The organism is Pseudomonas sp. UBA6753 (genome assembly GCF_002453565.1).
Classification (GTDB): Bacteria; Pseudomonadota; Gammaproteobacteria; order Pseudomonadales; family Pseudomonadaceae; genus Aquipseudomonas; species Aquipseudomonas putida_Z.
In genome coordinates this window covers 196589-221678 of sequence record NZ_DKHD01000002.1, presented here as the reverse complement: position 1 = coordinate 221678, position 25090 = coordinate 196589, and the positions used below count along the sequence as shown (strand labels likewise).

Sequence of the window (25090 nt, the reverse complement as noted above, 5' to 3'; positions counted from 1 at the left end):
CAGCGCGCGCCGGGAGTTCGATTGCGATGGTCATCAAGGCCGCTGTAGTGTTGGCCGGTCGTCCACGGAAAGGGGCTGGGGCAATGCAGCAGGAATTGGCCACGCGATACCCGTTGGTGCTGGTGCCGGGCATGCTCGGTTTTGTCCGGGTAGTGCTCTACCCCTACTGGTTCGGCATCGTGCCGGCCCTGCGCAAGGGCGGGGCGCAGGTGTTCCCGGTGCAGGTTTCGCCACTGCATTCCAGCGAGGTGCGCGGCGAGCAGTTGCTGGCCATCATCGAAGACATCTGCCTGCGCACCGGAGCGGAAAAGGTCAACCTCATCGGCCACAGCCAGGGTGCCCTGAGCGCGCGCTACGCGGCTGCCAGGCGGCCCGCGCGGGTGGCTTCGGTCACTTCGGTGGCGGGGCCCAACCATGGCTCGGAACTGGCCGACTACCTGGAGCGTACGGCACCGGGCGATTCCCCGCAGGGGCGCATCCTGAAGGCCGTGCTGCATGGCTTGGCCGTGCTGCTGGTGTGGCTGGAAACCGGCTGGCGCCGCGACCCGCTGCCGGTGGATGTACACGCCTCGCACCAGTCGTTGACCAGCGCCGGGGTGGCGCTGTTCAACCAGGCTTATCCACAGGGGTTGCCAGGCACGTGGGGCGGGGAAGGGGCCTATGAGGTCGATGGCGTGCGCTATTACTCCTGGTCAGGCACCTTGCAGCCTGGCCTGACCGACCAGCGGCGCAACCGTTTCGACGGCAGCAGCCACTTCTGCCGCCTGTTCGCGCGCAGTTTCGTCAAGGAAAAGGGCCATTGCGACGGTATGGTCGGGCGCTTCAGTTCGCACCTGGGGCAGGTGATCGGCGACGATTACCCGCTCGACCACCTGGATATCGTCAACCAGTCGCTTGGTGCGGTGGGCAAGGGTGCCGAACCGGTGCGGCTGTTCACCGAACATGCCGCCCGGCTCAAGGCGGCAGGGCTCTAACGACGGATCGGTGTGGTCCAGCGCTCGGCCAGCACCACGCCCGCCAGGGTCAGCAGGCCGCCGACCAGGTGATAGCGGGCCAGTTGCTCGTCGAGCACCACGGCGGCGATCAGTGCCGTGACCAGCGGCAGCAGGTTGAAGAACAGCGTGGTGCGGCTGGGCCCCAGGCGGTGCACGGCCTGCATCCATACCAGGGGTGCGATCATCGAGGCCAGCACGCAGGCGTACAGCACCAGGCCGATGTTGCGGCTGTTCAGGCCAGTCTTGTCCGACAGCAGGAACAGCGGCAGCAGCACGACGATGGCTACCAGCACCTGCAGGTACAGCAGCTGCATCGGCGGCAGGCGCAGCTGCCATTTCTTCAGCAGGAAGCTGTACAGCGCGTAGGCCAGTGTGGCCACCAGCATCAGCAGGTCGCCGCTGTTCAGGCCTTGTTGCAACAGGCTGGCGGGGTGGCCGGCGCTGACCACTTCAAGCACGCCGAAAAATGATACCAGCGCGCCCAGCAGGGCGCCGTAGCTCAGGCGTTGGCCCAGCCAGGCGATGGACAGTGCCAGTGACATCAGTGGCATCAGCGAAAGGATGATGCCCATGTTGGTGGCGCTGGTGATGCCGGCGGCGAAGTAGGCCAGGCTCTGGTACAGCGCCATGCCCAGCACGCCCAGCACGAAAACCTTGCCCAGGTGCGGGCGAATGGCCGCGCGATTGCGCCACACGGCGGGCAGCAGGAACGGGGTGAACAACAGCGCGGCCAGCAGCCAGCGGTAGAAGCCGATCTCGGCGGGGTGGATGGCGCCGGCGGACATCTTGGTGACCACGGTGTTGCCGGCCCATATCAGGATGGCGGTCAGGGGGAACAGGTAGTTCATGTAGCAGGTTACTCGTTGGGGCTTGGATTGGGGCTGCTTTGCAGCCCTTCGCGGGCTTGCCCGCTCCCACAGGGATATCACAGGCCTGAAAGCTGGCGCAGTTCCTGTGGGAGCGGGCGAGCCCGCGAAGGCCTGCGCAGCAGGCCCCGATGGCAGCCATTATCAACTGTCTGTCAACAAGCCTATACTCCTATCCAGACAACCCGCCCCGCAAAGCAGACAGCATGCCGCGCAAATACCTCGACATTCCCCAGTTCACCCGGCTCCCGGCCCCGGTGTACTTCCGCCACGACGAGTTCGGTGCCGACACCCGCAGCGCCCTGCATCGCCACGCCTGGGGCCAGCTCAACTACACCGCCCACGGCGTGATGCACCTGGAGGTCGCCGGCCAGCACTTCCTGTCGCCGCCGCAATACGCCGTGTGGGTGCCGCCCGACACCGAGCATGGCTGCTACAACCCGCAGGCCATCGTCTACCGTTCGGTCTACCTGGACCGCAGCCTGTGCGCCGCACTGTCGCAGCAACCGTGCAGCCTGATGATCAGCGACATCCTCAAGGCCATCCTCGCCGACTTCGCCCGGCGCGACTTGCGGGTGGCCGAGGGCGAGCGCGACCAGCGCCTGGTGCAAGTGCTGCTCGACCAGCTGCTGCTGGCGCCCACCCAGGCCTGCTACCTGCCGTTTGCCCACAGCGAAGGCTTGCGCCAGGTGCTCGATGCCCTCGGTGCCGAGCCGGGCGACAACCGCCCGCTGGCCGACTGGGCCGCCAAGGTGCATGTCAGCGAACGTACCCTGGCCCGCCAGTTCCTGCGTGAGCTGGGCATCAGTTTTGGCGAATGGCGCCTGCGCCTGCGCTTTCTGCGCGCCATCGAAGCGCTGGAGGCCGGCCAGCCGATCCAGGCCATCGCCTTCGACCTGGGCTACAGCAGCGCCTCGGCGTTCATCGCCATGTTCCAGCGCCAGGCCCAGTGCACGCCCGAGCAATACCGCCGCCAGGCACGGGCAGGGCGTTGAAATTCTTGGCTACACTCAGCTCGACCCCCGTGCATCGGGCGCGGAGCCAAGGAGACTACTCCATGAAAGTGCTGCAAATCCCCTTACTGGTGTTGGCGGTGTTGTTCAGCGCCCAAGGCTTCGCCGCCAATACCGCGCAGCAGGAAAAAATGAAAACCTGCAACGCCGACGCCACCGCCAAGGCCCTCAAGGGCGATGAGCGCAAAGCCTTCATGAGCACCTGCCTGAAGAAGGATGTGCCGCAAACCCAGCAAGAAAAGATGAAAACCTGCAACGCCGACGCCACCACCAAGGCCCTGAAGGGTGACGAGCGCAAAGCGTTCATGAGCGACTGCCTGAAGAAGAAATGACCTGCGCCTATGCCTGCAGACGTAAGGCTGGCAGACTGCGGGTCTTTCCCGTTGTCTGCCGTTGAGGCTGTATGACCTTCACCCCCCGCCAGGTCACCCTGGCCAGCTGGATCATCGTGTTTGCCGGCCTGTTGCTGGCGTTACCCCTGAAATTGCTGCCGAGCCTGCTGGCCGGCCTGCTGGTGTTCGAGCTGGTCAACATGCTCACGCCGCGGCTGCAGCCGCTGATTGCCGGGCAGCGTGCCCGCTGGCTGGCGGTGGCGCTGCTCGGCACGCTGGTGGTCAGCACCCTGACCCTGCTGTTTGCCGGTGCTTTCAGCTTTTTGCTGCACGAGGCGGAAAACCCCGGGGCTTCGCTGGACAAGTTCATGGCCCTGGTGGAGCGCGCCCGCGGGCAGCTGCCGCCGTTCATCGAAGGCTACCTGCCGGCCAGTGCGGCGGAGTTCAAGGTGGCCATCGGTGACTGGATCAAGAGCCACCTGAGCGACCTGCAGCTGGTGGGCAAGGGCATGGCGCACATGTTCGTCACCCTGTTGATCGGCATGATCCTGGGCGCCATCGTCGCCTTGCAGCGCATCCCCGACATCTCCCGGCGCAAGCCGCTGGCGGCGGCGCTGTTCGAGCGCCTGAGCCTGCTGGTGCAGGCGTTTCGCAACATCGTCTTCGCGCAGATCAAGATTTCGCTGCTCAACACCACCTTCACCGGCATCTTCCTGGCGGTGGTGCTGCCGATGTTCGACGTGCACCTGCCGCTGACCAAGACGCTGATCGTGCTGACCTTCCTGCTGGGCCTGCTGCCGGTGATCGGCAATCTGATGTCGAATACCCTGATCACCATCGTCGGCCTGTCGCTGTCGATCTGGGTGGCGGCGGCGGCGCTGGGTTACCTGATCGTCATCCACAAGGTCGAGTACTTCCTCAACGCGCGGATCGTGGGCGGGCAGATCAGTGCCAAGTCGTGGGAACTGCTGCTGGCGATGCTGGTGTTCGAGGCGGCGTTCGGGCTGCCGGGGGTGGTGGCGGGGCCGATCTACTATGCCTACCTGAAGAGTGAGCTGAAGCGGGCCGAACTGGTCTGATTCTTCAGTAGCCTGTACCGGCCTCTTCGCGGGCTTGCCCGCTCCCACAGGTACCGCACAGGTCTTGGGTACTGTGCGGTCCCTGTGGGAGCGGGCAAGCCCGCGAAGGGGCCGGCACAGGCTGAAGAGCCTGGCTCAGGCTACGCCGTAACGCTTGCGCGCCTCGATGGCCAGCCCGCTACCAATGCTGCCAAAGATGTTGCCTTCCACATGCCGCGCATTCGGCAGCATCGCCGACACGCTGTTGCGCAGCGCCGGAATCCCGCTGGAACCGCCGGTGAAGAACACCGTATCGACCTGTGTTTCGCTCACTCCAGCCTTGGCCAGCAGTTCGCTCACGCTACCACGCACCCGCTCCAGCAACCCTTCGATAGCCCCCTCGAACAGCGCCCGTGACAGGTCCACGCCCAGCTCGCGCTCGATGCGGCCGAGGTCGACGTGGCGGCTCTGCTGCTCGGTCAGCTCGATCTTGCTGGCCTCCACCTCCATCGCCAACCAGTGCCCGGCACGCTCTTCGATCAGCTTGAACAGGCGGTCGATGCCCAGCGTGTCCTCGATGTCATAGCGCATGCTGCCCAGCGCCAGCTGCGACTTCTGCGAGTACAGGGCGTTGATGGTGTGCCAGGTGGCGAGGTTGAGGTGATAGCTGGTCGGCATTAGCGCGCCGCTCTTCATGCGGCTGCCGTAGCCGAACAGCGGCATCACGCCCTGCAGGCTCAGCTGCTTGTCGAAGTCGGTACCGCCAATGTGCACACCGCCGGTGGCGAGGATGTCGCTCTGGCGCTCGGCCACCAGGTGGCGCTCGGGCGACAGGCGGATCAGGGTGAAGTCGGAGGTACCACCGCCAATGTCGACGATCAGCACCAGCTCTTCGCGGCTGATGCTCGACTCATAGTCGAAGGCCGCGGCAATCGGCTCGTACTGGAACGACACATCCTTGAAGCCGATCTTGCGCGCCACTTCGGCCAGGGTGTCCTCGGCCTCCTGGTCGGCGGCCGGGTCTTCGTCGACGAAGAACACCGGGCGGCCCAGCACCACCTGCTCGAACTCACGCCCGGCAGCGGCCTCTGCGCGTTTTTTCAACTCGCCGATGAACATGCCCAGCAGGTCCTTGAACGGCAGGGCGCTGCCCAGCACGCTGGTATCGTGCTTGATCAGCTTGGAGCCCAGCAGGCTCTTCAGCGAACGCATCAGGCGGCCTTCGTAGCCTTCCAGGTACTCGTGCAGTGCCAGGCGGCCATATACCGGGCGACGCTCCTCGATGTTGAAGAACACCACCGAGGGCAAGGTGATCTTGCCGTCTTCCAGGGCAATCAGCGACTCGACGCCGGGGCGGTGCCAGCCGACCGTGGAGTTGGAGGTGCCAAAGTCGATGCCCAGGGCGCGGGCCGGGGATACGTCAGACATGGGGAATGAGCTTCCGGAGGCAAAACGGCCGCGCAGTGTATGCCAGTTGGCTACAGAATCAAGACCGGTCGTCTGCCATGGAGCAAACCCAAGGCGGTCTTGAAAGGCTATGCTTGACCCCTATCTTCTTTTGCAACAAGCACATTCACATTGGTGATCCATAGATGGACTTCAAAGACTATTACAAGATACTCGGCGTAGAGCCCACGGCGGACGACAAGGCGATCAAGGCCGCGTACCGCAAGCTGGCGCGCAAGTATCACCCCGATGTCAGCAAGGAGCGCGACGCCGAGGAAAAATTCAAGGAGGCCAACGAGGCCTACGAAGTGCTGGGCGACGCGCAGAAACGTGCCGAATTCGACGAAATCCGCAAGTACGGCGGCCAGCATGGCCGGCCGTTCCAGGCACCACCGGGCTGGGAAAGCCGCGGCGGTGGCGGTGGTTTCGAAGGCGGTGATTTTTCCGACTTTTTCAGCTCGATCTTTGGTGGCCGGGGCGGCAACCCGTTCGGTGGTGCCCGGCAGCAGCAACGCAGCGCCGGCAGGCGGGGGCAGGACGTGGAGCTAGAACTGGCGGTATTCCTTGAAGAGACCCTGAGCAAGGAGTCCAAGCAGATCAGCTTCCAGGTGCCGCAGACCAATGCCATGGGCCAGCGCACCGGCTTCACTACCAAGACCCTGAACGTGAAGATCCCGGCAGGGGTGACCGACGGCGAGCGCATCCGCCTCAAGGGCCAGGGCGCGCCGGGCAGTGGTGGCGGGGCCAATGGCGACCTGTTCCTGACCATTCGCATGGCACCGCACCCGCTGTTCGATGTCGAAGGTCATGACCTGATCATCACCGTGCCGCTGGCACCGTGGGAGGCCGCACTGGGCGCCAAGGTGGCCGTGCCGACCCTGGACGGCAAGATCAACCTCACCATCCGCCCCGACAGCCAGAGCGGCCAGCGCCTGCGCGTGCCGGGCAAGGGCCTGGCCAACAAGAGTGGCGAGCGCGGCAACCTTTACGCGCAACTGAAAGTGGTCATGCCGCCAGCATCCGACGAGTCTGCCCGCGAATTGTGGACCAAGCTTTCCGAGAAGGCTGCGTTCAACCCGAGGACACAATGGAGTAAGTGATCATGAGCAGCACCCTGATCGTTCAACTGGACATGCGTACCTTGTGTCAGGAGGCCAATATCACGGCTGACTGCGTGATCGAAATCGTCGAGCACGGCATTGTCGAACCTTCCGGCCGAACGCCGGAGGACTGGTTGTTCGACGATCAGGCGCCGTTGTTGGCCAAACGTGCGGCGAAGCTGCATCAGGAGCTGGAACTGGAGTGGGAAGGGGTGGCGCTGGCGCTGGAACTGCTGCAGGAAGTGCAGCAGTTGCGCAGCGAGAACAACATGCTGAGGCAGCGGTTGGGCAGGTTTACCCAGATGTGAGGTTTGCAGGCCCGGCCTCTTCGCGGGCTTGCCCGCTCCCACAGATACTGCACAGGCCTCGGAAAATGTGCGGTCCTGTGGGAGCGGGCAAGCCCGCGAAGAATGTCACACAGACTTAGCTTGGTTCTGCCCCCGGGTTCAGCACCAGCTGCATGAAGGTCAAGTCCAGCCACCGGCCAAACTTCACCCCCACCTGCGGCATCTGCCCGGTCACCACGAAGCCCAGCCGCTCGTGCAGGCGCACCGACGCTGCATTGCCGCTCTCGATGGCCGCCACCATCACATGCTTGCCACACGCGCGCGCACGCTCGACCAACGCCGCCATCAGCACCGGACCCAGCCCCTTGCCACGCTGGTCGCCGCGGATATACACCGAATGCTCAACGGTAAGGCGAAAGCCCTCGAACGGCCGCCAGTCGCCAAACGACGCATAGCCCAGCACCCCGCTCTCATCCACCGCCACCAGGATCGGGTAACCCTGCTGCGCACGTGCGGCAAACCAGGCCAGGCGGTTGGCCAGGTCCACCGGGGTTTCGTTCCAGATCGCCGTGGTGTTGCGCACCGCGTCGTTGTAGATGTCGAGGATGCCCGGCACATCGGAAGGCAGGGCGTCGCGGATTTCATGACTCATGACAGCGTCTCGCAGGGTAGTTGCTTGCAGATTAAATGGTTACCAGCCCGCGCACACCTTCGGCCTGCATGTTTTCACCGCGCCCCCGCTGGATGATCTCGCCACGGGCCATCACCAGATACTGGTCGGCCAGCTCCTCGGCGAAGTCGTAGAACTGCTCCACCAGCAGGATGGCCATGTCGCCACGCTCGGCCAGGCGGCGGATGACTGCGCCGATCTCCTTGATCACCGAAGGCTGGATACCCTCGGTGGGCTCGTCGAGGATCAGCAGGCGCGGGCGGCTGGCCAGCGCGCGGCCGATGGCCAACTGTTGCTGCTGGCCGCCGGACAGGTCACCGCCACGGCGTTGTTTCATCTGTTCCAGCACGGGGAATAGTTCGTAGATGAAGGGCGGTACTTCCCGAGCTTCACGGGCGGGGAAGCGCGAAAGGCCCATCAGCAGGTTTTCCTCGACAGTGAGGCGCGGGAAGATCTCGCGGCCCTGGGGCACGTAGGCGATGCCGGCGTGGACCCGTTGCTGGGGCTTGAGGCTGGTGATCGGCTTGCCTTCCCATTCGATGCTGCCGTCGCGCGCCGGGACCAGGCCCATCAGGCAGCGCAGCAGGGTGGTCTTGCCCACGCCGTTGCGGCCCAGCAGGCAGGTGACTTCGCCGACCTTGGCTTCGAAGGACAGGCCCCGGAGGATATGGCTGCCGCCGTAGTACTGGTGCAGGGTGTCGATCTTGAGCATGTGTGTATTCCTGAAATTGTTGCTGTGCCTGTGCCGGCCCTTTCGCGGGCTTGCCCGCTCCTACAGGTACTACACAGGGCTCGAAAGCTGTGGGTTTCCTGTGGGAGCGGGCAAGCCCGCGAAGAGGCCGGTACAGGCTTCAAAAACTCAAATGCCGGTCACCGGCCCAAGTAGACCTCGACCACCCGCTCATCCGCCTGCACCTGTTCCAGCGACCCTTCCGCCAGCACGCTGCCCTGGTGCAGCACGGTCACATAGTCGGCAATGCTGCCGACAAACCCCATGTCATGCTCCACCACCATCAGCGAATGCTTGCCAGCCAGCCCCTTGAACAGCTCGGCGGTGAACTCGGTCTCGGCATCGGTCATGCCCGCCACCGGCTCGTCCAGCAACAGTAGTTGCGGCTCCTGCACCAGTAGCATGCCGATCTCCAGGAACTGCTTCTGCCCATGCGACAGCAAGCCCGCCTGGCGCTGGGCCAGCGGCAGCAGGCGCAAGGTGCCCAGCACCTCCTCGATGCGCTGGCGCTGCTCACCACCCAAGCGCGCTGCCAGGCTGGCCCATACCGACTTGTCGGTCTTCAGCGCCAGCTCCAGGTTTTCGAACACCGTCAGCGCCTCGAACACCGTGGGCTTCTGGAACTTACGGCCTATGCCGGCCTGGGCGATCTGGTATTCGCTCATGCGGGTCAGGTCGAGGGTGTCACCGAAATAGGCCGTACCGTTGTCGGGCCGGGTCTTGCCGGTGATCACATCCATCATCGTGGTCTTGCCGGCCCCGTTGGGGCCGATGATGCAGCGCAGCTCGCCCACGCCGATGTACAGGTTCAGCGCGTTCAGCGCCTTGAAGCCATCGAAGCTGACGCTGATGTCTTCCAGGCTCAGCACGGTGCCATGGCGGGTATCGAGGCCGGCCTTGCGGCTGTGGCCCAGGCCGATGGCGTCGCGGCCGGCGCCGAGGTTGTCGAACACCGGTTCGAGCATGAATTCCGGGTGGACCGGGGGCACGCCTCTCATGGCTGGCTCCTTTTCTTCAACAGGCCGACCACGCCCTTGGGCAGGTACAGGGTGACGAGGATGAACAACGCGCCGAGGAAGAACAGCCAGAACTCCGGGAAGGCCACGGTGAACCAGCTTTTCATGCCATTGACCAGGCCGGCGCCGAGCAACGGGCCGATCAAGGTGCCGCGCCCGCCCAGGGCCACCCACACGGCGGCTTCGATGGAGTTGGTCGGCGACATCTCGCTGGGGTTGATGATGCCCACCTGCGGTACGTACAGCGCACCGGCCAGGCCGCACAGTACGGCGCTTAACACCCACACCAGCAGCTTGAAACCGCGTGGGTCGTAGCCACAGAACATCAGGCGGTTCTCGGCGTCGCGCACGGCGGTGAGCAAACGGCCGAACTTGCTGCGGGTCAGGCGCCAGCACAGGTACAGGCTGGCCAGCAGCAGGCCGACGGTGAGCAGGAACAGCACCGCGCGGGTGCCTTGGGCGGCGATGTCGAAGCCAAGGATGGTGCGAAAGCTGGTAAAGCCGTTGTTGCCGCCAAAGCCGGTTTCGTTGCGGAAGAACAGCAACATGCCGGCGAAGGTCAGCGCCTGGGTCATGATCGAGAAGTACACGCCCTTGATCCGCGAGCGGAAGGCGAACCAGCCGAACACCAGCGCCAGCAGCCCGGGCGCCAGCACCACCAGGCACAGGGCCCAGGCGAAATGCTGGGTGCCGGCCCAGTACCAGGGCAGCTCGCTCCACGACAGGAAGGTCATGAACCCTGGCAGGCCGTCACCGGCGGCCTGGCGCATCAGGTACATGCCCATGGCGTAGCCACCGAGGGCGAAGAACAGCCCGTGGCCCAGCGACAGCAGCCCGGCGTAGCCCCAGACCAGGTCCAGGGCCAGGGCGACGATGGCGTAGCAGAGGATCTTGCCGACCAGGGTCAGGGTGTAGGCCGACACTTGCAGGGCATGGTCCGCCGGCAGCAGCGACAGCAGCGGCAGGGCCACCAGCAGCAGGACGACGACGGCGCCGATGGCCAGGGTCAGGCGTGGCCCGGCCTTTTGCGTAGCGGTGACAAGCAGTGGCTGGTTCATCAGTCGATTACCCGTCCCTTGAGGGCGAACAGGCCTTGCGGGCGCTTCTGGATGAACAGAATGATCAACGCAAGGATGAGGATCTTGCCGAGCACGGCGCCGATCTGCGGCTCCAGCAGCTTGTTGGCGATGCCAAGGCCGAAGGCTGCCCACAGGCTGCCGGCCAACTGGCCGACGCCGCCGAGCACCACCACCAGGAACGAGTCGATGATGTAGCTCTGGCCCAGGTCCGGGCCGACGTTGCCGACCTGGCTCAGGGCCACGCCGCCTAGCCCGGCAATGCCCGAGCCGAGGCCGAAGGCGAGCATGTCGACGCGCCCGGTGGACACGCCGCAGCAGGCGGCCATGTTGCGGTTCTGGGTGACCGCGCGCACGTTCAGGCCCAGCCGTGTGCGGTTGAGCAGCAGCCAGGTGAGCAGTACCACGGCCAAGGCGAAGCCGATGATCACCAGGCGGTTGTATGGCAGTACCAGGTTGGGCAGCAGCTGGATGCCCCCCGACAGCCAGGCCGGGTTGCTGACTTCGACGTTCTGCGCACCGAACAGCAGGCGGATGGCCTGGATCAGGATCAGGCTGATGCCCCAGGTCGCCAGCAGGGTTTCCAGTGGGCGGCCATACAGGTGGCGGATTACCGTGCGCTCCAGCGCCATGCCGACCCCGGCACTGATGGCGAACGCCACCGGCAACGCGATCAGCGGGTAGAACTCGATGGCGCCGGGGGCGTAGCGCTGCAGCAGTACCTGGACCATGTAGGTGCTGTAGGCGCCGAGCATCAGCATTTCGCCGTGGGCCATGTTGATCACCCCGAGCAGGCCGAAGGTGATGGCCAGGCCAAGGGCTGCCAGCAGCAGGATCGAGCCCAGCGACAGGCCGCTGAAGGCCTGGCCGAGCAGTTCGCCCACCAGCAGCTTGCGCTTGACCTGGGCCAGGCTGGTTTCGGCCGCGGTGCGTACGGCCGCGTCGCTCTCGGCGTCGGGTTGCAGCAAGGCTTCGAGGCGGGTGCGGGCCAGCGGGTCGCCGGTTTCGCCGAGCAGGCGCACGGCAGCCAGGCGTACCGCTGGTTCGCTGGCGCCCAGTTGCAGGTTGGCCAGGGCCAGGCCGAGGGCGGCGTGCACGGCGGCATCGGGTTCGCTGGCGAAGCGCCGGTCGAGGAAGGCCATTTGCGCCGGTTGCGCGCTTTTCTGTAGTTGTTGGGCAGCGGCCAGGCGGATGTCGCTGTTGTCGCTGAGCAACTGGTGGCTGGCCAGGGCGTTGTCGATCAGGCCGCGCAGGCGGTTGTTCAGGCGCACCTTGCGCGTGTCGTCGGCGGCGATGCGGCCTTGGCGCAGGTTGTCCAACAGGGCCAGGCGTGCGTTATCGGGTTGCGCGGCCCAGCCTTCGAGCAGGCGGGCTTGCTCGGCGGGCTTGGCAGCGAGGAAGAATTCGCCCTCGCTGGCCTGGGTTGCCAAGGGCATCAGCAGGAGCAGGGTGAGCAGCAGTCTGAGCATGCGGGTAATCCTGGAAATCGGCGGTGGATTCTTCGCGGGCATGCCCGCTCCCACAGGTTTCGAACCTGGCACCGAACCTGTGGGAGCGGGCGTGCCCGCGAATGGGCTGCAAAGCAGCCCCAGTGCACTCAGTTACCTTTCACGGCGTAATCAGGGCGCTTGTCGTTGCCTGGAATGAACGGGCTCCATGGCTGCGCCCGCAGCGGTTGCTCGGTTTCCCAAACCACGCTGAACTGCCCGTCATCCTGGATCTCGCCGATCATCACCGGCTTGTGCAGGTGGTGGTTGGTCTTGTCCATGGTCAGGGTGAAACCGGACGGCGCCTCGAAGCTTTGCCCGGCCAGTGCCTCGCGCACCTTGTCGACATCGGTGGACTTGGCTTTCTCCACCGCCTGCGCCCACATGTGGATGCCCACGTAGGTGGCCTCCATCGGGTCGTTGGTCACCGCCTTGTCGGCGCCTGGCAGGCCCTTGGCCTTGGCGTAGGCCTTCCAGTCGGCGACGAATTTCTGGTTGACCGGGTTATCCACCGACTCGAAGTAGTTCCACGCTGCCAGATGGCCCACCAGCGGCTTGGTGTCGATGCCGCGCAGTTCTTCTTCGCCCACCGAGAACGCCACCACCGGCACGTCGGTGGCCTTCAGGCCCTGGTTGGCCAGCTCCTTGTAGAACGGCACGTTGGAGTCGCCGTTGACCGTGGAGATGACCGCGGTCTTGCCGCCGGCGGAGAACTTCTTGATGTTGGCGACGATGGTCTGGTAATCGCTGTGGCCGAACGGCGTGTACACCTCTTCGATGTCCCTGTCGGCCACGCCCTTGCTGTGCAGGAAGGCACGCAGGATCTTGTTGGTGGTGCGCGGGTAGACGTAGTCGGTGCCCAGCAGGAAGAAGCGCTTGGCGCTGCCGCCGTCCTCGCTCATCAGGTATTCCACGGCCGGGATGGCCTGCTGGTTGGGCGCGGCGCCGGTGTAGAACACGTTCGGCGACATCTCTTCACCCTCGTACTGCACCGGGTAGAACAGCAGGCCGTTCAGTTCCTCGAACACTGGCAATACCGACTTGCGCGATACCGAGGTCCAGCAGCCGAACACCACTGCCACCTTGTCCTGGGTCAGCAGCTGTCGGCTCTTTTCGGCGAACAGCGGCCAGTTGGAGGCCGGGTCGACCACCACCGGCTCGAGCAGCTTGCCGTTCACGCCACCCTTGGCGTTGATTTCGTCGATGGTCATCAGCGCCATGTCCTTGAGCGAAGTCTCGGAAATGGCCATGGTCCCCGACAGCGAATGCAGGATGCCGACCTTGATGGTTTCGGCGGCCTGGATGCTCCAGCTCAGGCCCATTGCGGCAATCGATGCGCTAAGGGTGAAGGCCTTGATCAGACTGCGTCGCTTCATGTGCTCTCTCCGCTGAGTTTTTATGTGTTGGGCAAGCGGGGAGGGGTGTTGCAAGGGGTGTGCCTAACGGCGGAAGGTGCGCAATAGAGGGGTTGTGCGAGGTGTTGGGGCGTTGGTTGGATCCAGGTTGGTGCCTGATGGATTTGTGTGCACAGGATTGGGGCCGCAGTGCGGCCCATCGCCGGCAAGCCAGCTCCCACCTCGACCGCATCGGCCTCGAGCCATGCGCTGTCCCTGTGGGAGCTGGCTTGCCGGCGAATGGGCTGCAGAGCAGCCCCCGAGGCCATCAGCCGTTACGCACTGCCGTGCGCGGATGACGCTTGCTGCGCACACCCTGATAGGTCACCGCCAGCAGCACGAACCAGATCGGCGTCACCAGCAATGCCGCGCGGGTATCGTCTTCCAGGCTCAGCAACACCAGGATGAAGGCAAAGAACACCAAACACACGTAGCACATGAAGCGCCCACCCGGCATCTTGTACTTCGAGGCCTGGTGCAGCCCTGCGCGGTGTTTGCGGTACTTCAGGTACGACAGCAGGATCAGTGTCCAGACGAACATGAACAGCACCGCCGAAACGGTGGTGACCAGGGTGAATGCCTCGACCACGTTCGGCACCAGGTAGATCAGCACTGCGCCCAGCAGCAGGCAGGTGCAGGAGAAGTACAGGCCGTTGGCTGGTACCGAGCGGCTCGACAGTTTCTCGAACGCCTTGGGTGCGTCACCCTCCTGGCTCAGGCCGTAGAGCATGCGGCTGGTGGAGAACACGCCGCTGTTGGCCGACGAGGCCGCCGAGGTCAGCACCACGAAGTTGATGATGCTCGCCGCCGCCGGCAGGCCGGCCAGCACGAACAGCTCCACGAACGGGCTCTTGCCTGGCACCACGTCGCGCCATGGGGTCACGGCCATGATCGCGATCAGCGCCAGCACGTAGAACACGATGATCCGGACCGGGATCGAGTTGATCGCCCGTGGCAGGGTGCGCTCCGGGTTCTTCGCTTCGGCGGCGGTGGTGCCTACCAGCTCGATGCCGACGAAGGCGAACACGGCGATCTGGAAGCCGGCGAAGAAGCCCATCAGGCCATTGGGGAACATGCCGCCGTCATTCCACAGGTTGGCCAGTTGCGCGGTGCGCCCGCTGGGCGAGGTGAAGCCGGTGATGACCATGTACAGGCCGGTGACGACCAGGCCGATGATGGCGACGATCTTGATCAGGGCGAACCAGAATTCCATTTCACCGAACATCTTCACCGTCACCAGGTTCAGCGACAGCAGCAGCCCTACGCAGGTCAGCGCCGGTATCCACTGCGGCAGTTCGGGGAACCAGAACTGCGTATAGGCCGCGATCGCGACCACGTCGGCGATGCCGGTGACTACCCAGCAGAACCAGTAGGTCCAGCCGGTGAAGTAGCCCGCCCAGGGGCCGAGCAGGTCGGCGGAGAAATCGATGAACGACTTGTAGTTGAGGTTCGATAGCAGCAGTTCGCCCATGGCGCGCATGACGAAGAACAGCATGAAGCCGATGATCATGTAGACGAAGATGATCGACGGCCCGGCCAGGCTGATGGTCTTGCCCGAGCCCATGAACAGGCCGGTACCGATCGCGCCACCGATGGCGATCAGCTGGATGTGGCGGTTGGTCAGGTTGCGCTGCAGATGCTGTTCATCTGGCGCTGTGGGTGAGGTTTGCGTCATAGGCTGCATTCCGTTGGACAGTCGGTCGTCTTGTCAGAGGTAGCCGGCTAGGCTAACACGCGCGTTCCAGTTCGGGGCGCGACAGATCGACTCGACTTTTGGGGAGCAGTGTTGTGCCTGTGCCGGCCTCTTCGCGGGCTTGCCCGCTCCCACAGGTGCACCACAGGCCTCGAAATCTGTGGTGACCCTGTGGGAGCGGGCAAGCCCGCGAAGAGGCCGGTACAGGCCAAGACTCAAGCGCTGGCCAGCACCCGACCGCGCCTCACCACCAAGCTATCCACCAGCCACATCACCACCATCGACACCCCCACCAGCGGGAACATCAACCCCAGCACCAACATCACCCCCACCGCTACTTTCCAGCGCGGCAGGTCATGGCGCAGCGGCGGCACACCCAACCCGCCGGCCGGCCTGCGCTTCCACCACATCACCAGCCCGCTCACCGAGCCCAGCAAGATCATCAGGCACACCAGCAGGATGATGATCTGGTTGAATGCCCCGAACATCTTGCCTTCATGCAGCATCACACCCAGCTCGGTGGCACGGGCGACCGGGCTGTAGTCCTGCCAGCGCACATCGGCCAGCACCTTGCCGGTGTACTGGTCGACATGCAGGGTGGCGTCGTTGCGCGGGTCGTCGGCGAATACGGCGATGGTGAACACGCCATCGGCCGTGGTCGGCGCGGTGATGCTGTAACCCGGTTCGACCTGGCGCGCGGTAGCGATATCTTCGACCTGCTGCAGGCTTATCTGTGGCGCTGCCGGCGCGCTCGACATCATGTGATGCCCGGCATGTTCGGCGTGTGCACCGGACTGCGGCATCGGCGTGTTTTCCATCGCCCAAGGCACGGTCTGGCGGTGCGCGCTGTTGAGTTCACCCGCCTGCTGGTCCGACTTGGGCACGTCGTTCCACATGGCCGCCGGAAAGCGGTTCCACAAGTCGGCGTACTGCTTGCCCCACAGGCCGGTCCAGGTCATGCCGCTGACCAGCATCAGCAGCAACAAGGCCGAGCCCCAGAAGCCGGTCACCGCATGCAGGTCGCGCCAGAACAGTCGGCCGCGTGCCGACAGCCGTGGCCACAGCACCCCAGCGCCATTGCGCCCGCGTGGCCACCACAAGTACAGGCCCGATACCACCAGCACGATGCCCCAGCCCGCGGCCAGCTCTACCAGGCGGTCACCGACCGTGCCGACCATCAGTTCGCCATGCAGGGCGCGGGCGATGGCCTGCAGGTTCTGCTTGCCATCCTGTTCGCCGAGGACTTTGCCGCTATAGGGGTCGACGAACACGTTCAGTTCGCGCCCGGCGTCATGTACCACGAATTGTGCGCTGCGTTCGGCGTCCAGCGGCGGCAGGTACTGGCCAACGTGGCCCTCGGGGTAGGCCTTGCGCACCTCGGCCAGCATCGTGTCCGCGCCCTGTCGGTGGTGGCCGGCTTCGACCACCATCAGCTCGCGGTACAGCAGCGGGTCGAGCTGCGGCTTGAACAGGTAGATTATCCCGGTGATTGCCAGCAGGATCATGAACGGGGCCACGAACAGCCCCGCATAGAAGTGCCAACGCCAGGCCAGGTTGTAGAAGTTGATGCGTGTTCCTCTCATGGGAACCTCCTGTTTGACCAGCAGATGGGCGCGACCTGCGCCGCGCCCGTTGTTGTTGTCAGAAGCTGAAGTCGACCTTGGTCCAGAAGGTCCTGCCTGGCTCGTTGACCGGCTGTGGATCGGTAGCCGGGTAGCCGAACCCGGCGTTCCCGGCCAGGTTCAAGTGCTCGGCGTAGGTCTTGTCGAACAGGTTGTCGACCCCCGCGCTGAGCTTGAGGTGGTTGCTTACCTTGTAGGCGCCATTGAGCGAGAACACGCCGAAGCCGGCGCTCTTGTCGTAGTCCTTGCCGACCACGTTGCCCTGGTTCTCAGCGATGCGGTTCTGCGCCGCCACCAGCCGCCACAGTGCGCCGACGCTCCAGGCATCGCGGCTGTAGGTCAGGCCCAGGCGGCTTTCCAGGGGCGGCATTTGCGGTAGTGCCGTGCCGTCACTGCTGTTCTTGCCCCAGGCGTAGGCCAGCGTGGCATCGGCCTTCCAGTTTTCCGTCAGCTGGTAGGCCGCGCCCAGTTCGCCGCCCATGATGCGGGCGTCGATGTTGCGAGCCTGGGAGCTCATTCCCTGGTAGTCGAACAGGATGTAATCGCGGATCTGCCCGATGTAGCCAGACGCCCAGGCTTCCATGCGCTCGTCACGGTACTGGACACCGAAGTCGAGCTGGGTGGTCTTCTCTGGTTTGATACCGTCGAAAGCATTGGCCGCACCGGGTGGTGCCAGCTTGGGCGAGAACAGCTCCCAGTAGTCGGGGAAACGCTGGGCATGACCAAGGCCGATGTACGTGGTGGCCGGGATGGCTGCCAGGTCGTGCTCGTAGCGGACAAAGCCGCTGGGCAGGGTATCGGCGCGGGTGTCGCCGTTGGTGGCGCTGGTTGCGCGGAAGTCGCGGGCCGAGGCGCGGTCCAGGCGGGCACCGGTAATCATGCGGTCCTCACCGCTGACGTACCAGGTCAGCTCGCCGAATGCACCGTAGTTGTGGAAGTCGGCGTCCTTGGTCCAGGCCTGGCCCTTGTGCGCGTCCACACCCATGCCGCCGCGTTTGCGATGTTCGTTGGTCTGCGCGTCGATGCCGCCGATCAGTTGCACATCGGCCCAGCGCCAGGTGGCCTTGATGCGTGCGCCCATGGTGCGGCGGTCGACGTTGCTGACCATCGGCATGCCCATCATGCCGCTGCCCGAAGGCGTGCGCAGGCTGTAGTTGTCCATCACGTGGTCGGCGTAGTTGTAGTAGACCTGCGCCTCGACCTTGTCGAGCACCTCGCCGAGGTTGGACTTTTCGAAACGCAGGCCCAGGCTTTCGCGCTTGAACTGCGAGCCGTCCATGCCACGCCCGGCATAGCGGGCCTCGCCATCGCCCTTGCCGGCGGTGAGTTCCAGCAGGGTGTCCTGGTCGGGGGTCCAGCCGAGAGCGACATCGCCGTTCCACTTGTCCCAGCGTGACGGCACGGTGTTGTCACCGCCGTCGTGGTAGTCGTCCGAGCGCGACTGGTTGCCGACGAAGCGGACGTAGGCCTGGTCGTTGCCGGCGGCAGTGTCCAGCACCTTGTCGAAGCGGCCGTTGGAGCCGGCCAGCAGGCTGGCATTGACCCGGCTGCCGAGGGTGCCGAACTTCTCCGGCTCGCGCTCGAAGAGGATGGTGCCCGCCGAGCCGCCCGGGCCCCAGATCACGCTTTGCGGGCCCTTGATGACGGTTAGGCGGTCGTAGGTTTCCGGCGAAATGTACGATGTGGGGGCGTCCATGCGGTTGGGGCAGGCGCCCAGCATCAGGCCGCCATTGGTGAGGATGTTCAGGCGCGAGCCGAACATGCCGCGCAGTACCGGGTCGCCGTTGGTGCCGCCGGCGCGGATGGCCGAGAAGCCGGGGATGGTCTTCAGGTAGTCGGCGCCATCGCTGGCCGGCACCGGCTGGCGCGGGTCTTTCGGGTTGGTGACCACGGTCAGCGGCGAGCTCGGGGCCACGGCGGTGATCACCGTCGGGCTCAGCTCGGGGGCGTCGTGTGCATGGCCTTCATGGCCTGGGTCGGCGGCCAGGGCCACGGGTGCGAGCAGCGAGCCGCACACGGCGGCGATGGTCCCACGCAGGGACAAGGCAAAAACAGGGGTGCAGCCGGACATAATGATTCCAGTCGATCAGTCATGAGTCAGCGCGAAGCCTCCTGGCTCCGTGCGCAAAAAATGTGGGTTCAGACGTTGACCGAGGAAGGAGGGGCGCGGCTGCGCGCGCCGGGGAATACAGCCTGCCGGGCATGGCCCTGGCGCGTGGGTGCGAACAGGTGGGTGGTGGGTACGACGCTGCCGGCACTGAGCGGGCTGAGGGCCTGGGGCAGGGCCGGGCAGTTGAACAACAGGCTGCAGTAACCGCACTTTTCCCACATCACATGCAGCTGGCCATCGCCAGCCTGGCCGTGATGGGTGTCGCCGCCATGCTGATGGGCGGTGGCCATCGGCATGTCCATCGGCATGCTCATGCCGGCGTGGTGGTCCATCGGCATCGACTGGGAAATCAGCGGGCCGATGAAGATCATCCACATGGCGAACAGGCTCAGCCATCCGCCACCGGCGCGCCTGCGGTCAGGGCGGGTGGTACGGCTGATGCTGTTGCGCGGCAGGCTCATGACGAGTGCCTTTCAGTGGGTGATCAGTGCGTGTGTTCGTGGGCTTGCGGCTGGTCCGTCGGCGCCTGCTTCTGCACGGCCACATCGACGGTGATATCGCCGGCCTTTTCGAAGTGCAGGGTCAACGGGAAGCGCTTGCCGTCGCTGAGCAGGCTGCGGTCCTTGGGCTGCATCAGCATCACATGGTAGGCGCTGGGGGCGAAGGTCAGGTCCTTGCCTGCGGGCACCACCACGCTGGGCACCTGCTGCATCTTCATGGCACCGCTGGCGCTCATGGCATGCTCGTGCAGTTGTGCGTCATCGCTGATGGGGCTGTCGACACCGAGCAGGCGGTCGTCGGCCTGGCCGTTGTTGTGCACCACGAAATACGCCGCGACGTTGGGGGCGTTGGGGGGCAGCTGCAGTGACCAGGGGTGGGCGATGTGCAGGTCACCCACGCTGTATTCGTGGGCATTGGCAAAGGCGCCGGGCAGCAGCAGGGCGGCCATGACGAGGGCGTGCTTGAGCATGGTGAATCTCCGTTTCTGTTCAGGTTCAGGCAGACAGCGTGAAGAACTCAGGCCAGCGGAGAGGCACGGGGGTTGAGCGCCGGCCAGAGTTGGCGCGGCGTGGCGTGGTAGTCGGCGGGTGATGGCAGCAGGCCGGCCAGCAGTATCGGCGGGTTGTGCAGCTGCGGCGGGTAGCCGGGCAGGGCCAGCAGTGGCGCGGCACCGGAGCAGCACCAGCAATTCATCATGCTGGCGCTGTCGTCGCTTTGCGGGCCGAGGTCGATCTTGGCCAGGGCCTGGACGTCGACCTTGGCCTTGTTGGCCATGCTGGAACAGAAGGCCCCCCACAGCAGCTGCTCGGCCGGGCCCTTGGGCGCGGCGGAAGACAGCGGCATGGCCAGCAGGTTGAACAGCACTGCAAGGCAGGCTATCCAGGCGATGTGCCGACGTGGGGGCATGGAGAGATCCGGTCAGGAATCGTGGTGGGTATTGTAAGGCGGAGTATAGGTAAAAATGGCGGGGTGCGGTGAAGTGACGCAGGCCGGGCCCTTCGAGGGGCTGCTTTGCAGCCCAATCGCCGGCAAGCCAGCTCCCACAGGGACCGCACAGATTTCAAGGCCTGTGGTAAACCTGTGGGAGCTGGCTTGCCGGCGATGAAGGCAAAGGTACCCTCAAGCCTTGTTGCGGCCCATCAGCCCACGCACGGTCTCCTGCAGGTCCGCCGGCAGCACCACCACCTTGGCATTGCTGCTGCCCGCCAGGTTCTCCATCGCCCCCACATAGCGCTCGCCCAGCAGGTACATTGCCGGCACGGTCTCGTTGCCGACCGCGTCCTTGACCAGCGTAATCGCCCGCGCCGAGGCCTCGGCCAGGCTGATCTGCGCTTCGGCATCCAGCCTGGCAGCCTGCAAGCGTGCTTCTGCTTCCAGGATCGCCGCCTGCTTTGCCCCTTCGGCACGGGTCACGTCGGCCTTGCGCTCACGCTCTGCTGCCGCCTGGCGCTCCATGGCCAGTTGCATGTTCTCCGAGGGCTTGATGTCCTGTATTTCCACCGAGCGTACGGTCACGCCCCAGTCTTCGGTCTGCTCGGACATCGCCTCGCGCAGGCGTGCCTTGATCTGCTCGCGGCTGGACAGCGCTTCGTCCAGGTCCATGGCGCCGACGATGGCACGCAGCGAGGTCATGGTCAGGCTGGTGACGGCGAACGAGAAATCCTGCACGCCATAGGAGGCCTTCTGCGGGTCGACCACCTTGGCGAAGCACAGGGCGTTGGCGACGATCACCGCGTTGTCCCGGGTGATGATTTCCTGCTGCTGCACATCGAGGATGATGTCCTTGGTCGGCAGGCGGTAGGCGACCACGTCCATGTACGGGATGACGATGTTAAGGCCGGGCTTGAGCGTGCTTTGGTAGCGGCCCAGGCGCTCGACGACCCATTCCTCGCCCTGGGGCACGATGCGCACCCCCTTGAACACGGTGATCAGGACGAACAGGGCAATGGCGACGACGACGATGAGGCTGGTCATGATGCGAAATTCCTTTTAGTGCGGATTCAGGCCCGGATGACCCGGGCGGTGTTCCCTTCGATGGCGGTCAGGCGTACCCGCTCGCCGGCCGCGATCTCGCTGTTGGCGACGCAGGTCCATTCCTCGTTGCCGAGGATAGGCTTCTGGAAGCGCACACGGCCTTTCTGGAACTCCGATACACCAGCAGTCAGCAGCCCCACTTCACCGATCACGCTTTCGGCGGTCCAGCGCACGTCTGGTTGCTTGCGCCGGAACAGCTTGAACCACAGTGCCGTGGTGACTGACGACATCAGCACCCACAGCAGCACCTGCATGTCCAGTTGCAGGCTGGGGGCGGCCAGCGAAATGAGCGATACCAGCACGGCGCCGATGCCGAACCAGAGGATGAAGAACGTCGGCAGGACCAGTTCGAGCAGGATCAGCGCGATGCCGAAGACCAGCCAGATCCACCATTGCATTTCCATATGGGTAGCGCCTTCCGGGAGGGAGTGCCGAGTTTAAGGTAGCAGTACGGCACATGGCCACTTCATGGTTTGCAAGAAAAGTCTGAACATACTGTAGGCCACCCCTGTGGGAGCGGGCGTGCCCGCGAAAAATACGACTCGGTGCATGGCACCGGCTTCGCCGGTGTTCGCGGGCGCGCCCGCTCCCACAGTTATTGCAGGTCGAGTGCCGCAGCCAGGTCGGCTGGCGAGTCGAATGCCCGGTCCACATCCGGCAAAGCCGGTCGCTTCAGGATCAGCACAGGTATCCCCAGCTCCCGCGCCACTTCCAGCTTCGGTTCGGTCGCCACGCTGCCGCTGTTCTTGCTGATCAGCACATCGATCTTGCGGCGCTGGAACAACGCCCGCTCATCGTCGATATGAAACGGCCCGCGCGCGCCAATCACTTCGCAGCGATCATTGCCAGGGCACGTCACCAGCGCACGCAAGGTCCAGAACTGCTCCGGCGGTATCTCGTCCAGATGTTGCAGCGGCTCACGCCCCAGCGTGAACAATGGCCTGCGAAACGGCTTGAGTGCCTCGATCAACCCCGCCCAGTCCTCGACCTCGCGCCAGTCGTCCCCCGTTTGCGCCTGCCACGCCGGGCGGCGCAAGGCCCAGCACGGGATACCGGCCATGCCTGCGGCGTTGGCCGCATTGCGGCTGATCTGTGCGGCATAGGGATGGGTAGCATCGATCAGCAACGTGATGCCTGCCTCGTGCAGGTAGCTGGCCAGCCCTTCGGCACCGCCAAAGCCGCCGACCCGAACCTGGCATTGCAGGTCCTGCGGCACCCGGCCGATGCCTGCCAGGCTGTAGACGTGCTGCGGGCCCAGGCGGCGAGCGATGGCCAGGGCTTCAGTGACGCCGCCCAGCAGCAGGATGCGCCTGTTCATTGCACACCCGCCCGGCCGACGATGCCACCCTGGCGGTCGATGGCGAACACCTCCACCTGCACCTGCGCTGGCACCACGCTGCGGGCAAAGGCCAGGGCGTGGCCGCACACCGCGTCACCCAAGGGGATGCCGGCTGCATGGGCCAGTGCCAGGGCCTGCTGGCTGGTGTTGGCAGTAATGATCGATGCCTGCAGCGCCTCGTCGGCGCCGATGTCCGCCGCCCAGCCGGCCAGTTGCGGCAGGTCGATGCTGGAATGGCGGCTGTGCAGGTCCATGTGCCCGGCAGCCAGTTTGCTGATCTTGCCGAAACCGCCGCACAGGGTCAGGCGTGGCACCGGCACCTTGCGCAGGTGCTTGAGCACCGCACCGACGAAGTCGCCCATTTCGATCAGGGCTATTTCCGGCAGGCCATAGACGCGGCGCATGGTGTCTTCGCTGGCGTTGCCGGTGCATGCGGCGATATGCGTGTAGCCGTTGGTGTGGGCGACGTCGATGCCCTGGTGGATCGAGGCGATGTAGGCCGCGCAGGAAAACGGCCGCACGATGCCGCTGGTGCCGAGGATCGACAGCCCGCCGAGAATGCCCAGGCGCGGGTTCATGGTCTTCAGGGCCAGTTGCTCGCCGCCCTGCACATTGACCGTGACCTCGAAGCCACCGGGGTAGCTGCATTCGTCCGCCAGGCGTTGCAGGTGTTCGCTGATCATGCGCCGTGGCACCGGGTTGATGGCCGGCTCACCCACCGCCAGCACCAGCCCCGGGCGGGTCACGGTGCCGACGCCGGTGCCGGCGACAAAACGGATGCCCGGTTCGGCCAGCAGGCGCACCTGGCTATAGAGCAGGGCGCCGTGGGTCACGTCCGGGTCATCGCCGGCGTCCTTGAGCGTGCCCGCTTCGGCACCTTGGCCGGTGAGGCGGCAGAACTCCAGGCGCATCTGCACCACCTTGCCCTTGGGCAGGGTGATGCTGACGGCGTCGTTGCTCTCGCCACCGAGCAGCAAGCGTGCTGCCGCCAGGCTGGTCGCGGTGGCGCAGCTGCCGGTGGTCAGGCCGCTGCGCAGGGGGGCGGGCTGTTCGCGGGTTTCTTCACGCATCGGCGGGTTTCACCATGTCCAGCAAGGTGATCGGCAGCGCCTGGCGCCAAGTGTCGAACGCGCCCAATGGCTGGGCATGGGCGACATGGATGCGGGTCAGCTCGCCGCCATGGCGTTCACGGAAATGCGCCAGGGCCAGTTCGCTTTGCAGGGTCACCGCATTGGCTACCAGCCGGCCGCCGGGGCGCAGGTTTGCCCAGCACAGGTCGAGCACACCTTCGCGGGTGACGCCGCCACCGATGAAGATCGCATCCGGTTGCTCCAGGCCTTCAAGCGCCGCCGGTGCCTTGCCGCGGACCAGTTGCAGGCCGGGTACACCCAGCGCATCGCGGTTGTGTTCGATAAAGCCCTGGCGGCCTTCGTCGGCCTCGATGGCCAGGGCGCGGCAGGCCGGGTGGGCGCGCATCCATTCGATGCCGATCGAGCCGCAGCCGGCACCCACGTCCCACAGCAACTCGCCGGGCTGTGGTGCCAGGCGGGCCAGGGTGATGGCGCGGACATCGCGTTTGGTCAGCTGGCCGTCATGCCGGAAGGCGCTGTCCGGCAACCCGGCCAGCCGGTGCAGGCGCGGCGCCTCGGGCGTGGCCAGGCACTCGATGGCTACCAGGTTGAGCGCGGCGACGTCGCTGTGCGGCCAGTCCTGGGCGGTGCCGGCCAACTCACGTTCGTCCACGCCACCCAAGTGTTCGAAGACCCGCAGGCGGCTTGGCCCGAAGCCCCGCTCGCGCAGCTGCGTGGCAATTGCTGCCGGGCTGTCGCCGTCGTTGCTCAGCACCAGCAGGCGCACGCCGCTGTGCAGGTGGGCATTGAGCGCTGCCAGGGGCCGAGCGACCAGCGATACGACTTGCACGTCCTGCAGTGGCCAGCCCAGGCGGGCGGCGGCCAGGGCGCAGGAGGAGGGCATCGACAGCACGCGAATTTCAGCGGCGGGCAGTTGGCGCGCCAGGCTGGCGCCGACGCCGTAGAACATCGGGTCGCCGCTGGCCAGCACGCATACCGGCTGGCCGCGCAGGGCCAGTACCGGGGCCAGCGAGAACGGGCTTGGCCAGCCCAGCCGTTCGCCGACCACGCAGCGTGGCAGCAAAGCCAGCTGGCGCGGGCTGCCGAAGATCCGCGCAGCGCCCAGCAGCGCGCGCCGGGCCTGCTTGCCCAGGCCGCTGAAGCCGTCTTCGCCGATACCTACAACTGTCAGCCAGGGTGCCATGTATTTCATTCCGCCATTTTTGGGGCCGCTGCGCGCCCCTTCGCGGG

Annotated in this window: 25 protein-coding genes; 6 read left to right on the top strand and 19 right to left on the bottom strand. The window is 65.3% G+C overall.

The features are described from left to right. Positions 1 to 83 precede the first annotated feature (83 nt). Entirely contained in the window at positions 84 to 974 is an 891-nt protein-coding gene (locus tag B2790_RS01250) for an esterase/lipase family protein (protein WP_286918083.1), read from the top strand. Here B2790_RS01250 and B2790_RS01245 read toward each other — a convergent pair. Further along, a complete protein-coding gene (locus B2790_RS01245) occupies positions 971 to 1843 on the bottom strand; it encodes a DMT family transporter (protein ID WP_085614762.1) in 873 nt (290 codons plus the stop codon). The two genes, B2790_RS01250 and B2790_RS01245, sit on opposite strands and share 4 nt — an antisense overlap. 224 nt (positions 1844 to 2067) lie before the next feature. On the opposite strand from B2790_RS01245, the gene B2790_RS01240 reads away from it, so the two are divergent. From B2790_RS01240 to B2790_RS01230, 3 genes are all read left to right on the top strand, one after another. Beyond that, positions 2068 to 2856 carry an AraC family transcriptional regulator gene (locus tag B2790_RS01240; RefSeq protein ID WP_286918082.1) on the top strand — a complete coding sequence of 263 codons (789 nt, stop codon included), beginning with the start codon at positions 2068 to 2070 and terminating at the stop codon, positions 2854 to 2856. Between the two features lie 62 nt (positions 2857 to 2918). Further along, positions 2919 to 3206, top strand: coding sequence for a PsiF family protein (locus B2790_RS01235; protein WP_003258250.1), 288 nt, complete (start codon positions 2919 to 2921; stop codon positions 3204 to 3206). Positions 3207 to 3277: 71 nt separating this feature from the next. Further along, positions 3278 to 4285 (top strand): AI-2E family transporter, encoded by a 1008-nt coding sequence (locus tag B2790_RS01230; RefSeq protein WP_025340806.1) that lies wholly within the window; start codon positions 3278 to 3280, stop codon positions 4283 to 4285. A 135-nt stretch (positions 4286 to 4420) separates the two neighbouring features. Here B2790_RS01230 and B2790_RS01225 read toward each other — a convergent pair whose 3' ends face one another. Next, a complete protein-coding gene (locus tag B2790_RS01225; RefSeq protein ID WP_085587946.1) occupies positions 4421 to 5692 on the bottom strand; it encodes an Hsp70 family protein in 1272 nt (423 codons plus the stop codon). Between the two features lie 164 nt (positions 5693 to 5856). Here B2790_RS01225 and cbpA point away from each other — a divergent pair, with 164 nt between their 5' ends. Next, positions 5857 to 6810, top strand: coding sequence for a curved DNA-binding protein (cbpA, locus tag B2790_RS01220; RefSeq protein ID WP_025340804.1), 954 nt, complete (start codon positions 5857 to 5859; stop codon positions 6808 to 6810). Between the two features lie 2 nt (positions 6811 to 6812). Further along, positions 6813 to 7118: a chaperone modulator CbpM gene (locus B2790_RS01215; RefSeq protein ID WP_286918081.1), complete on the top strand. Its 306-nt coding sequence runs from the start codon at positions 6813 to 6815 to the stop codon at positions 7116 to 7118. Between the two features lie 115 nt (positions 7119 to 7233). On the opposite strand, the gene B2790_RS01210 is transcribed toward B2790_RS01215, so the two are convergent. The 17 genes from B2790_RS01210 to cbiE form a co-directional block, all read right to left on the bottom strand. Beyond that, a complete protein-coding gene (locus B2790_RS01210; protein ID WP_023660837.1) occupies positions 7234 to 7749 on the bottom strand; it encodes a GNAT family N-acetyltransferase in 516 nt (171 codons plus the stop codon). A gap of 31 nt (positions 7750 to 7780) precedes the next feature. Beyond that, positions 7781 to 8479 (bottom strand): urea ABC transporter ATP-binding subunit UrtE, encoded by a 699-nt coding sequence (gene urtE, locus B2790_RS01205; protein ID WP_013974394.1) that lies wholly within the window; start codon positions 8477 to 8479, stop codon positions 7781 to 7783. Between the two features lie 158 nt (positions 8480 to 8637). Continuing rightward, positions 8638 to 9495 (bottom strand): urea ABC transporter ATP-binding protein UrtD, encoded by an 858-nt coding sequence (urtD, locus tag B2790_RS01200; protein ID WP_286918080.1) that lies wholly within the window; start codon positions 9493 to 9495, stop codon positions 8638 to 8640. Then, a complete protein-coding gene (gene urtC, locus B2790_RS01195) occupies positions 9492 to 10571 on the bottom strand; it encodes an urea ABC transporter permease subunit UrtC (RefSeq protein WP_025340800.1) in 1080 nt (359 codons plus the stop codon). The genes urtD and urtC overlap by 4 nt, the downstream gene beginning before the upstream one ends. Beyond that, complete coding sequence (gene urtB, locus B2790_RS01190; RefSeq protein ID WP_414708549.1) at positions 10571 to 12100, bottom strand: urea ABC transporter permease subunit UrtB; 1530 nt, start codon at positions 12098 to 12100, stop codon at positions 10571 to 10573. Before urtB ends, urtC begins: the two co-directional genes overlap by 1 nt. 86 nt (positions 12101 to 12186) lie before the next feature. Beyond that, positions 12187 to 13452 carry an urea ABC transporter substrate-binding protein gene (gene urtA / locus B2790_RS01185; protein WP_286918079.1) on the bottom strand — a complete coding sequence of 422 codons (1266 nt, stop codon included), beginning with the start codon at positions 13450 to 13452 and terminating at the stop codon, positions 12187 to 12189. A 286-nt stretch (positions 13453 to 13738) separates the two neighbouring features. Next, the gene (gene cycA, locus B2790_RS01180; protein ID WP_085587956.1) at positions 13739 to 15145 is read right to left on the bottom strand and encodes a D-serine/D-alanine/glycine transporter; all 1407 of its coding nucleotides are present in this window, start codon (positions 15143 to 15145) and stop codon (positions 13739 to 13741) included. 233 nt (positions 15146 to 15378) lie between these two features. Beyond that, complete coding sequence (locus B2790_RS01175) at positions 15379 to 16746, bottom strand: PepSY-associated TM helix domain-containing protein (protein ID WP_286918078.1); 1368 nt, start codon at positions 16744 to 16746, stop codon at positions 15379 to 15381. Positions 16747 to 16804: 58 nt separating this feature from the next. Continuing rightward, entirely contained in the window at positions 16805 to 18856 is a 2052-nt protein-coding gene (locus tag B2790_RS01170) for a TonB-dependent copper receptor (RefSeq protein ID WP_286918077.1), read from the bottom strand. 68 nt (positions 18857 to 18924) lie between these two features. Next, positions 18925 to 19356 carry a DUF2946 domain-containing protein gene (locus B2790_RS01165; RefSeq protein ID WP_075046501.1) on the bottom strand — a complete coding sequence of 144 codons (432 nt, stop codon included), beginning with the start codon at positions 19354 to 19356 and terminating at the stop codon, positions 18925 to 18927. Positions 19357 to 19379: 23 nt separating this feature from the next. After that, on the bottom strand, positions 19380 to 19865 hold the full coding sequence (locus B2790_RS01160) for a copper chaperone PCu(A)C (protein ID WP_286918076.1): 486 nt from the start codon (positions 19863 to 19865) through the stop codon (positions 19380 to 19382). Positions 19866 to 19912: 47 nt separating this feature from the next. Then, a complete protein-coding gene (locus B2790_RS01155) occupies positions 19913 to 20302 on the bottom strand; it encodes a DUF2946 domain-containing protein (RefSeq protein ID WP_286918075.1) in 390 nt (129 codons plus the stop codon). 213 nt (positions 20303 to 20515) lie between these two features. Continuing rightward, on the bottom strand, positions 20516 to 21370 hold the full coding sequence (locus B2790_RS01150) for an SPFH domain-containing protein (RefSeq protein WP_061550630.1): 855 nt from the start codon (positions 21368 to 21370) through the stop codon (positions 20516 to 20518). Positions 21371 to 21396: 26 nt separating this feature from the next. Next, positions 21397 to 21834 (bottom strand): NfeD family protein, encoded by a 438-nt coding sequence (locus B2790_RS01145; protein WP_025340792.1) that lies wholly within the window; start codon positions 21832 to 21834, stop codon positions 21397 to 21399. A 191-nt stretch (positions 21835 to 22025) separates the two neighbouring features. After that, positions 22026 to 22748: a cobalt-precorrin-6A reductase gene (locus B2790_RS01140; RefSeq protein WP_286918074.1), complete on the bottom strand. Its 723-nt coding sequence runs from the start codon at positions 22746 to 22748 to the stop codon at positions 22026 to 22028. Continuing rightward, positions 22745 to 23839, bottom strand: coding sequence for a cobalt-precorrin-5B (C(1))-methyltransferase (locus B2790_RS01135; RefSeq protein WP_286918073.1), 1095 nt, complete (start codon positions 23837 to 23839; stop codon positions 22745 to 22747). The genes B2790_RS01140 and B2790_RS01135 overlap by 4 nt, the downstream gene beginning before the upstream one ends. After that, positions 23832 to 25043, bottom strand: a complete 1212-nt coding sequence (cbiE, locus tag B2790_RS01130) for a precorrin-6y C5,15-methyltransferase (decarboxylating) subunit CbiE (RefSeq protein ID WP_286918124.1) — start codon at positions 25041 to 25043, stop codon at positions 23832 to 23834. The genes B2790_RS01135 and cbiE overlap by 8 nt, the downstream gene beginning before the upstream one ends. Between the last annotated feature and the right edge of the window lie 47 nt (positions 25044 to 25090).